7 protein-coding genes are annotated in these 9,854 nt (G+C 71.8%); 5 read left to right on the top strand and 2 right to left on the bottom strand.

Annotated features, from left to right (window positions below; all coding sequences use genetic code 11):
• Positions 1 to 70 precede the first annotated feature (70 nt).
• Both C1J00_RS30940 and C1J00_RS30935 read right to left on the bottom strand, forming a co-directional pair.
• Positions 71 to 838 carry a hypothetical protein gene (locus C1J00_RS30940; RefSeq protein ID WP_245936575.1) on the bottom strand — a complete coding sequence of 256 codons (768 nt, stop codon included), beginning with the start codon at positions 836 to 838 and terminating at the stop codon, positions 71 to 73.
• 164 nt (positions 839 to 1,002) lie between these two features.
• Positions 1,003 to 2,676 carry a PucR family transcriptional regulator gene (locus C1J00_RS30935; RefSeq protein WP_102912292.1) on the bottom strand — a complete coding sequence of 558 codons (1,674 nt, stop codon included), beginning with the start codon at positions 2,674 to 2,676 and terminating at the stop codon, positions 1,003 to 1,005.
• Between the two features lie 306 nt (positions 2,677 to 2,982).
• Between C1J00_RS30935 and C1J00_RS30930 the strand changes: the two genes are divergently transcribed.
• From C1J00_RS30930 to C1J00_RS30910, 5 genes are all read left to right on the top strand, one after another.
• Positions 2,983 to 3,873, top strand: coding sequence for an FAD binding domain-containing protein (locus C1J00_RS30930; protein WP_102912291.1), 891 nt, complete (start codon positions 2,983 to 2,985; stop codon positions 3,871 to 3,873).
• Positions 3,873 to 4,454, top strand: a complete 582-nt coding sequence (locus C1J00_RS30925; protein WP_102912290.1) for a (2Fe-2S)-binding protein — start codon at positions 3,873 to 3,875, stop codon at positions 4,452 to 4,454. Before C1J00_RS30930 ends, C1J00_RS30925 begins: the two co-directional genes overlap by 1 nt.
• A 2-nt stretch (positions 4,455 to 4,456) precedes the next feature.
• Positions 4,457 to 6,856, top strand: coding sequence for a xanthine dehydrogenase family protein molybdopterin-binding subunit (locus tag C1J00_RS30920; RefSeq protein WP_102912289.1), 2,400 nt, complete (start codon positions 4,457 to 4,459; stop codon positions 6,854 to 6,856).
• A 110-nt stretch (positions 6,857 to 6,966) separates the two neighbouring features.
• Positions 6,967 to 8,424, top strand: a complete 1,458-nt coding sequence (locus C1J00_RS30915) for an NCS2 family permease (RefSeq protein ID WP_102912288.1) — start codon at positions 6,967 to 6,969, stop codon at positions 8,422 to 8,424.
• Between the two features lie 37 nt (positions 8,425 to 8,461).
• Positions 8,462 to 9,613 (top strand): XdhC family protein, encoded by a 1,152-nt coding sequence (locus tag C1J00_RS30910; protein WP_102912287.1) that lies wholly within the window; start codon positions 8,462 to 8,464, stop codon positions 9,611 to 9,613.
• Positions 9,614 to 9,854: the final 241 nt, after the last annotated feature.

Below are 9,854 nucleotides of genomic sequence, written 5' to 3'. Positions count from 1 at the left end.
GAGCGCTAGTCTCGTGGGCTCGGAGATGTGTATAACAGACAGACCGACGCCGAGTACCCCCCGCCTCCCCTCAAGCCGTCGCAGCCGGCGGCACCGGCGGAGCCAACTGGCGGGACAGCCACGTCGGTACGCCCCCGAGCAGCCGGAACAACCGCCGGGCCTCCTCCCGCAGCCGGGACGCCTCCGGCTCCGTCTCGGCGTCGGCGAGGGACACCAGCGCCGGAGCCGTGCCGACGAGATAGCCCAGCTCCTCCCGGATCCGCAGTGACTCCGTGAAGCCGTGCCGCGCCTCCGCCAACTCCCCTTCCCGCAGGGCGAGTCCCGCCAGGTGGCGCCAGGTGAAGGACAGCAGCAGCGGGTCGGAGTGCGCCGTCGCACCCGCGTGGGCACGGCGGTACGCCGCCCGGGCGGCCTGGGGCGCGCTCGTCAGGTTCTCCGCCAGGAGCCCGCGCCGGAAGTCGAGCAGAGCCCGTGCCGGAGCCCCCGGAGGGATCAGCGCCGCCGCCCGCCCGAGCGCGGCCCGCGCCTCGTCGGCCCGGTCCCGCACCGCGAGCAGCGTCGCCGCGTAGGCCAAGTACCCGCGTTCACAAGCGGCCGCGCCGCGTTCGTCGTCGCTGTGGGCCATCGCCTCGGCCGTGCGCAGCGCGTCCTCGGCCTCCTCCCAGCCCTGCTCGGTGTACAGACACCGTTCGACCAGCAACGACGCGCGTTGCAGCGCCGCCGCCGGTGTGGTCGGCGGCAGCAGGGCGGCCGCGTCTGCCCAGCATCCGCGGGAGCGCAGCCGCCATACCGCGGTCTGGAGGGGATCGTCGCCGGCGGTCGTTCCGTTACCAGACATGGCGGTATGCGCCACGTTGCCCTCCCCGAGCACGCCATCGAGCTGTTGAGTGGTGGCGGCATCTCAGCACGAATCGGCGGGCCGGGCCAAGAGGGTGGGTGAAGGATTTCACAAAGTCGTGGGACTCGGGGGTGTTCCGGGTTTGGGTCGGGACACCCCGTGTTTCAGCTCATGCGCAGGGCCAGGAAGAAATCCAGCTTGTCCTCCAGTCGCGACAGATCACGGCTCGTCAACTGCTCGATCCGGCCGATCCGGTAGCGCAGCGTGTTGACGTGCAGGTGCAGACGGGCTGCGCAGCGGGTCCAGGAGCCGTCGCAGTCGAGGAAGGCCTCCAGGGTGGGGATCAGCTCGGCGCGGTGGCGGCGGTCGTAGTCGCGCAGCGGGTCCAGGAGGCGGGCCGTGAAGGCCCGGCGGACGTCGTCCGGGACGAAGGGCAGCAGCAGGACGTGGGAGGCCAGTTCCTGGTGGCCGGCCGCGCAGACCCGCCCCGGGCGGGCCGCGGCGACGCGCCGGGCGTGGCGGGCCTCCTCCAGGGCGCCGCGCAGGCCCTCCGCCGAGTGGACGGCCGCGCTGACGCCGAGGGTGAGACGGCCGTCGTCGTCGAGGCCCGCCGTCAGGGGGTCCCGTACCGATCCGAGAAGCGCGTCCGCGAGGACGCCCGTCTCCGAGCCGTCGTGCTCCGCCGAGACGGCCGGGAGGGGCACCAGGGCGATGGCCTCGTCGCCCGTGTGGGCCACGGCGATGCGGTCGGAGTGCTCCGGCCCGGCGACCGCGGGGTCGACGAGGACCTCCTCCAGCAGGGCCTGCGCCACCGGGCCGCCCTCGATCTCCCCGCCCTCCCAGTCGACACGGGCCACGACCACCTGCCAGTGCGGCGCGGCGCCCAGGCCGGGCAGCAGCACCGGCGCGGCCACGCGCAGCCGGGCGGCGATCTCGGCGGGTGCCGCGCCCGTCTGGACCAGTTCCAGGACCTCCTGGGCCAGGCGGCGGCGGACCGAGCGGGCCGCGTCGCGGCGGTCCCGCTCGACCGCGATCAGCTGGGTGACGCCGTAGAGCAGGTCCAGGCGCTCCTCGGGCCAGTCCCCGGCGTCCGCCTCCACGGCCAGCAGCCAGTCCGACAGGACCGACTCGCGGACGTCCCCGGCGGGCTGCGGGGAGCGGCCCGTGGAGCGGATCGGGAACAGGGAGTACGTCGTGGCGCCCAGGACGACGCGGTGGGGGCCGCGGCGGCCCGTGCGGAGGGAGGCCAGGTGCTCTCCGGCGAGCCGGGCACACGTCTCGGCCGGCAGGGCGGGGCCCGCGGTCTTGGAGCCGGCGATCAGGCGGCCGGTGGGGGACAGGACCCAGGCCCGCAGGTCCAGGTCCGTGCCCAGCAGGTCCAGGACCACGTCGGGACCGCCGCCGGCCGGGCCCGAGGTCATCATCCGGCGGTGTCGGTCGACGACCGCCGCGAGGTCGCCGGCGCGCTCGCCGGACACCTGCCGTACGACGTGCTCGGTGATCGTCGCGAACGCCACCGACTCGTGCACCGCGAAGAGCGGGAGGCGGTGGCGGGCGCAGGCCACGACCAGGTCCTCGGGGACGTCCCCCAGCTCGGCCTCGCCCGCGGCGAGGGCCGTCACGCCCGCCTGCACCAGGATCCGGACGAACGGCTCCGAGTCGTCTTCGTCCCGGCGCCAGGCCAGGCCCGTGAGCACCAGTTCGCCGCCCGCGAGGTAGCGGCTGGGGTCGCGGAGGTCGGTGGTCATCACACCCCGCACGGTGCGCTCCAGCTCGTCCTCGCCGCCGAGCAGCTTGAGGCCCAGCGCGTCGGTGTCCAGCAGTGCGCGCAGCCGCATTCTCGTCGCCGCCGTTCTTTGTCTCGAAATCAAACCCTGCCCCGGCTGTGTTCCAGGTCACGCGGTTGTGTCGCGCGTTTCCACAGGAGAACGAGGAGGTTTCTGAGGGCCTCTGTTCATACGAATCTACAAGATGCCTGCCCTGGCCAGCCAACTCCTTCATGGTTTCCGTGACTGACTCAGTCGGAGCACCCCCCTGTGTACTGAGGCCACTACGCGTCAACAGCACATGGACGAGCCGGGACCGCCGCACACGGATTGGCTCAAACCGAACGCCCCACGAGAAGACGAAGAAGAGAGCCGGTCATGGACTTCCTTCGCCCCGCCAGCTGGGAGGAGGCGCTCGCCGCGAAAGCCGAGCACCCCACAGCTGTGCCGATTGCGGGTGGCACCGACGTGATGGTCGAGATCAACTTCGACCACCGCCGGCCCGAGTACCTCCTGGACCTGAACCGCATCGGCGACCTCTCGGAATGGGAGGTCGGCGAGGCGAGCGTGCGGCTGGGTGCCTCCGTGCCGTACACGAAGATCATGGAGAACCTGCGGGCCGAGCTGCCGGGTCTGGCCCTCGCCTCGCACACGGTCGCCTCCCCGCAGATCCGCAACCGCGGCGGCGTCGGCGGCAACCTCGGCACCGCCTCCCCGGCCGGTGACGCCCACCCCGCCCTGCTCGCGGCGGGCGCCGAGGTGGAGGTCGAGTCGGTGCGCGGCACGCGCCGCATCCCGATCGACGCGTTCTACACGGGCGTGAAGCGCAACGCGCTGGCGGCCGACGAGCTGATCCGCGCCGTGCACGTGAAGAAGGCCGACGGGCCGCAGCAGTTCTCCAAGGTGGGGACCAGGAACGCCATGGTCATCGCCGTGTGCGCCTTCGGGCTCGCGCTGCATCCCGAGACGCGGACCGTGCGGACCGGGATCGGTTCGGCCGCTCCGACACCCGTCCGGGCCAAGACCGCCGAGGAGTTCCTGAACGCCGCTCTGGAGGAGGGCGGCTTCTGGGACAACGGGCAGATCATCACCCCGTCCGTCGCCAAGCAGTTCGCGGACCTGTGCTCCGCCGCCTGCAACCCGATCGACGACGTCCGGGGCACCGCGAGCTACCGCCGCCACGCGGTCGGCGTCATGGCCCGCCGCACGCTGACCTGGACCTGGGAGTCCTATCGCGGCGACCGCCGCACCATCGAGGGAGCTGCGTGATGCGCGTCAACTTCAAGGTCAACGGCCGTCAGCAGGAAGCCGACGACGTGTGGGAGGGCGAGTCCCTGCTGTACGTGCTGCGGGAGCGGCTCGGGCTGCCGGGTTCGAAGAACGCCTGCGAGCAGGGCGAGTGCGGCTCGTGCACGGTCCGTCTGGACGGTGTGCCGGTGTGCTCGTGCCTGGTCGCCGCCGGGCAGGTGGAGGGCCGCGACATCGTCACCGTCGAGGGGCTGGCCGACTTCGCCAGGCAGCGCTCCGAGAGCGGCTGCGCGTCCGGCGCCTGCGGTACCTCGCTGCAGGACGCCCAGGACTGGCAGGCCAAGGGAACCGACTCGCAGACCGGCGAGGGCACCGAGCTGTCGGCGATCCAGCAGGCGTTCATCGACGCCGGCGCCGTGCAGTGCGGTTTCTGCACGCCCGGTCTGCTGGTCGCCGCCGACGAGATGCTGGAGCGCAACCCGAACCCGAGCGACGCGGACATCCGCGAGGCGCTGTCGGGCAACCTGTGCCGCTGCACCGGCTACGAGAAGATCATGGACGCGGTGCGCCTCGCGGCCGCCCGGCAGTCTGAGGCGGTCTGACCATGGCTTCCCCCAGCGGAACCCCCACGAAGATCACCCAGGGCTCCCGGACCAGGGGCGGTATCGGCGAGTCCACGCTCCGCCCCGACGGCACCCTCAAGGTCACCGGCGAGTTCGCGTACTCGTCCGACATGTGGCACGAGGACATGCTGTGGGGTCAGATCCTCCGCTCGACCGTCGCACACGCGGAGATCGCGTCCATCGACACGAGCCAGGCCCTGGCCATGCCGGGCGTCTACGCCGTACTGACGTACGACGACCTGCCCACGGCGGTGAAGAACTACGGCCTGGAGATCCAGGACACCCCGGTCCTCGCCCACGGCAAGGTCCGCCACCACGGCGAGCCGGTCGCCATCGTCGCCGCCGACCACCCGGAGACCGCGCGCCGCGCCGCCGCGAAGATCCACGTGGAGTACCGGGAACTCCCGGTCATCACCGACGAGGCCTCCGCCACCGCCCCGGACGCGATCCTCATCCACGAGAACCGCGACGACCACCACTCCCGTCACGTCCCGCACCCCAACATCGTGCACCGCCAGCCGATCGTCCGCGGCGACGTGACCGCCGCCCGCGAGCGGGCCGACGTGATCGTCACGGGCGAGTACACCTTCGGCATGCAGGATCAGGCCTTCCTCGGCCCCGAGTCCGGACTCGCCGTGCCCGAGGAGGACGGCGGCGTCCACCTCTACATCGCCACCCAGTGGCTGCACAGCGACCTGCGCCAGATCGCCCCCGTGCTCGGCCTGCCCGAGGACAAGGTGCGGATGACGCTGTCCGGCGTCGGCGGCGCGTTCGGCGGCCGCGAGGACCTGTCGATGCAGATCCACGCCTGCCTGCTGGCGCTGCGCACCGGCAAGCCCGTCAAGATCGTCTACAACCGCTTCGAGTCGTTCTTCGGGCACGTCCACCGCCACCCCGCGAAGCTGTACTACGAGCACGGGGCCGCGCGCGACGGCAGGTTGACCCACATGAAGTGCCGGATCGTCCTGGACGGCGGCGCCTACGCCTCCGCCTCCCCGGCCGTCGTCGGCAACGCCTCCTCCCTGTCCGTCGGCCCGTACGTGGTCGACGACGTGGACATCGAGGCCGTCGCCCTCTACACCAACAACCCGCCCTGCGGCGCGATGCGCGGCTTCGGCGCGGTCCAGGCGTGCTTCGCCTACGAGGCGCAGATGGACAAGCTCGCCGCGAAGCTCGGCATGGACCCGGTGGAGTTCCGCCGGCTCAACGCCATGGAGCAGGGCACGCTCCTGCCGACCGGGCAGCCCGTCGACTCCCCGGCCCCCGTCGCCGAACTGCTGCGCCGCGTCAAGGCGATGCCGATGCCGCCGGAGCGCCAGTGGGAGTCCAGCGAGGGCGCCGACCTGCGGGAGCTGCCGGGCGGCCTGTCCAACACCACGCACGGCGAGGGCGTCGTACGCGGGGTCGGCTACGCGGTCGGCATCAAGAACGTCGGCTTCTCCGAGGGCTTCGACGACTACTCCACCGCCAAGGTGCGCCTGGAGGTCGTCGCCGGTGAGCCCGTCGCCACCGTGCACACCGCGATGGCGGAGGTCGGCCAGGGCGGCGTCACCGTCCACGCCCAGATCGCCCGTACCGAGCTGGGCGTCACGCAGGTGACCATCCACCCGGCCGACACCCAGGTGGGCAGCGCCGGTTCGACGTCGGCCTCGCGGCAGACGTACGTCACCGGTGGCGCGGTGAAGAACTCCTGCGAGCTGGTCCGCGAGAAGGTCCTGGAGATCGGGCGCCGCAAGTTCGGCTCCTACCACCCGGCCTGGGCGACGGCCGAACTGCTCCTCGAGGGCGGCAAGGTCGTCACCGACGGCGGCGAGGTCCTCAGCGACCTGGCCGACGTCCTGGAGGGCGAGACCGTGGAGGTCGAGGCGGAGTGGCGGCACCGGCCGACCGAGCCCTTCGACCTGCGCACCGGCCAGGGCAACGGGCACGTGCAGTACTCCTTCGCCGCGCACCGGGCCGTCGTCGAGGTCGACACCGAGCTCGGCCTGGTCAAGGTCATCGAACTGGCCTGCGCCCAGGACGTCGGCAAGGCGCTCAACCCGCTGTCCGTGCTCGGCCAGATCCAGGGCGGCACCACGCAGGGCCTGGGCGTGGCGGTCATGGAGGAGATCGTCGTCGACCCGAAGACGGCGAAGGTCAAGAACCCGTCCTTCACCGACTACCTGATCCCGACCATCCTCGACACGCCGACCATCCCGGTCGACGTCCTCGAACTCGCCGACGACCACGCCCCGTACGGCCTGCGCGGTGTCGGTGAGGCACCCACCCTGTCGTCGACCCCGGCCGTCCTCGCGGCGATCCGGAACGCGACCGGCCTCGAACTGAACCGGACTCCGGTGAGGCCCGAGCACCTGACGGGTACCCAGCTCTCCGAGGGCTGAGCAGTCACGATCCCCTGGGGGGCTTCGTCCCCCAGGTCCCTTGTTCGTCTCGGGCCGTCCCCCGGGTCGTGAACATCCCAACCCCCTTTGAAACTTGGGAGACGGCACCCATGACCCAGCAATCACTGGAGCCGAGGGCCACAGCCGAGGACGCGGGTGAAGGCACCCGCGTCCCGGCCGGACGGTCCTGGCTCGACCGGTACTTCCACATATCCCACAGAGGGTCCACGGTCGCCCGTGAAGTGCGCGGCGGCGTCACGACCTTCATGGCGATGGCCTACATCCTGCTGCTCAACCCCCTGATCCTGTCCGGCAAGGACGCCGCCGGGGACACGCTCGCCCAGCCGGCCCTGATCACCGCGACCGCGTTCGCGGCGGCCTTCACCACCCTGCTCATGGGCTTCGTCGGCAAGGTGCCCCTGGCCCTCGCCGCCGGTCTCTCCGTCTCCGGGGTCCTCGCCTCCCAGGTCGCACCCGAGATGACCTGGCCGCAGGCGATGGGCATGTGCGTGATGTACGGCGTGGTCATCATGCTGCTGGTCGTCACCGGCCTGCGCGAGATGATCATGAACGCGATTCCGCTCGCGCTGAAGCACGGCATCACCATGGGCATCGGCCTGTTCATCGCCCTCATCGGCTTCTACAAGTCGGGCTTCGTGCACCAGGGCGAGGCGACCCCCCTCGCGCTCGGTCCGGCGGGCGAACTGGCCGGCTGGCCCGTCCTGCTCTTCGCCGGCACCCTGCTGCTGATCTTCATGCTCCAGGCCCGGAACACCCCGGGCGCCATCCTCATCGGCATCGTCGGCGGCACGGTCGTCGCGGCGATCCTGAACGCCGCCGGCGTCATCGACCCCAAGCAGTGGGCGGGCGGCGCGCCCGAACTGCACGGCAGTGCCGTCTCCATGCCCGACTTCTCGCTCTTCGGGGACGTGGAGTTCGGCGGCTGGGGCGAGGTCGGCGCGATGACGGTCGGCATGATCGTCTTCACCCTGGTGCTCGCCGGGTTCTTCGACGCGATGGCCACCATCATCGGCGTCGGCACCGAGGCGAAACTCGCCGACGACAAGGGCCGCATGCCGGGCCTGTCCAAGGCGCTGTTCATCGACGGGGCCGGCGGCGCGGTCGGAGGCGTGTCCGGGGGCTCCGGCCAGACCGTGTTCATCGAGTCGGCCACGGGTGTCGGCGAGGGCGCCCGCACCGGTCTGGCCTCCGTGGTCACGGGCCTGTTCTTCGCGGCCTGCCTGTTCTTCACCCCGCTCACCGCGATCGTGCCGTCGGAGGTCGCCGCCGCCGCCCTCGTCGTCATCGGCGCGATGATGCTGATGAACGCCCGGCACGTGGACTGGGCCGACCGGGCCACCGCCGTCCCGGTGTTCCTCACCGTCGTGCTGATGCCGTTCACGTACGCCATCACCACCGGTGTCGCCGCGGGTGTCATCTCCTACGTGGCCATCAAGACCGCCCAGGGCAAGTGGCGCGAGATCGGCGCCTTCATGTGGATCCTCACGACGGTGTTCCTCGTCTACTTCGCCCTCAACCCGATCGAGAGCTGGCTGGGCGTCCACTGACGCCCACCCTCCCGCGACCTCAAGGAGACCGAGACAGATGCTGGACATCGCCGAGGAGCTCAACCGGTGGGTCGAGCAGGGCCGTGACTTCGCCGTGGCCACCGTGGTGGCCGTCGGCGGCAGCGCGCCCCGGCAGCCCGGCGCCGCACTCGCGGTGGACGCCGACGGCACGGCGATCGGCTCGGTCTCCGGCGGCTGCGTGGAGGGCACTGTCTACGAACTGTGCGAGCAGGCGCTGCGGGACGGCGAAACCGTCCTGGAGCGCTTCGGGTACAGCGATGACGACGCCTTCGCCGTGGGCCTGACCTGCGGCGGCGTCATCGACATCCTGGTCACCCCGGTACGGGCCGCCGATCCGGCCCGCCCGGTGGTCGCGTCCGCGCTCGCCGCCGCCGCCCGAGGGGAGGCGGCGGCGGTGGCGCGGATCGTGTCGGGCCCGCGCGAACTGACGGGCCGGGCCCTGCTGGTCCGCCCCGACGGTTCCCACGACGGCGGCTTCGGCGCCCATCCGGAACTGGACCGCACGGTCGCCGCCGAGGCCGGCGCCTTCCTGGACGCCGGCCGCACCGGCACCCTGGAGATCGGCGAGCGGGGCTCGCGCTGCGGAGCACCCCTCACGGTCCTGGTCGAGTCCTCGGTCCCCGCACCCCGCATGATCGTGTTCGGCGCGATCGATTTCGCCGCCGCCCTGGTCCACGTCGGCAAGTTCCTCGGCCATCACGTCACGGTGTGCGACGCGCGCCCCGTCTTCGCGACCCGGGCCCGCTTCCCGGAGGCCGACGAGATCGTCGTCGAGTGGCCCCACCGCTACCTGGAGCGCACCGACGTCGACGCCCGCACGGTCCTGTGCGTGCTGACCCACGACGCCAAGTTCGACGTCCCCCTGCTGAAGCTGGCGCTGCGGCTGCCCGTGGCGTACGTCGGTGCCATGGGCTCCCGGCGCACCCACCTGGACCGCAACGCCCGACTGCGGGAAGTCGGCGTCACCGACCTGGAGTTGAGCCGTCTGCGCTCGCCCATCGGGCTGGACCTAGGTGCCCGTACGCCCGAGGAGACGGCCCTGTCGATCGCGGCGGAGATCGTCGCCGCGCGGCGTGGCGGCAGCGGAGTCTCCCTGACCGGGGCGCACACGCCGATCCACCACGAGCCGGACGCGGCGACCATGGGCCGCATCGGGTCCGTGGCCTGAGCGCCGGTCGGGTACGCCGTGCCGTTGGGGGATAGGGTCCGTGGCCTGAGCGCCGGTCGGGTACGCCGTGCCGGCGGCCGAGGCATCAGGCCTTCCTGAGCCCCGGCAGGGAAGGGCGAATTCCAGGGGTCGTAGCAACACAGTGATCAACTGGCTGTCGCCAGGAGCTTAGCGAGACGCTCGGCTGGGGTTTCCCAGCCGAGCGTTTTGCGCGGGCGGCTGTTCAGCTCGGCAGCCACGG

It is taken from the genome of Streptomyces cahuitamycinicus, from assembly GCF_002891435.1.
Taxonomy (GTDB): Bacteria; Actinomycetota; Actinomycetes; order Streptomycetales; family Streptomycetaceae; genus Streptomyces; species Streptomyces cahuitamycinicus.
The sequence above is the reverse complement of the archived record's forward strand: the minus strand, read 5'-3'. Positions and strand labels throughout refer to the sequence as shown.

Excerpts from the sequence above, each read along its gene's own strand:
- C1J00_RS30915 (WP_102912288.1), top strand. The coding sequence starts at position 6,967 with ATGACCCAGCAATCACTGGAGCCGAGGGCCACAGCCGAGGACGCGGGT.
- C1J00_RS30930 (WP_102912291.1), top strand. The coding sequence starts at position 2,983 with ATGGACTTCCTTCGCCCCGCCAGCTGGGAGGAGGCGCTCGCCGCGAAA.
- C1J00_RS30940 (WP_245936575.1), bottom strand. The coding sequence starts at position 838 with ATGTCTGGTAACGGAACGACCGCCGGCGACGATCCCCTCCAGACCGCG.
- C1J00_RS30925 (WP_102912290.1), top strand. The coding sequence starts at position 3,873 with ATGCGCGTCAACTTCAAGGTCAACGGCCGTCAGCAGGAAGCCGACGAC.
- C1J00_RS30935 (WP_102912292.1), bottom strand. The coding sequence starts at position 2,676 with ATGCGGCTGCGCGCACTGCTGGACACCGACGCGCTGGGCCTCAAGCTG.
- C1J00_RS30910 (WP_102912287.1), top strand. The coding sequence starts at position 8,462 with ATGCTGGACATCGCCGAGGAGCTCAACCGGTGGGTCGAGCAGGGCCGT.
- C1J00_RS30920 (WP_102912289.1), top strand. The coding sequence starts at position 4,457 with ATGGCTTCCCCCAGCGGAACCCCCACGAAGATCACCCAGGGCTCCCGG.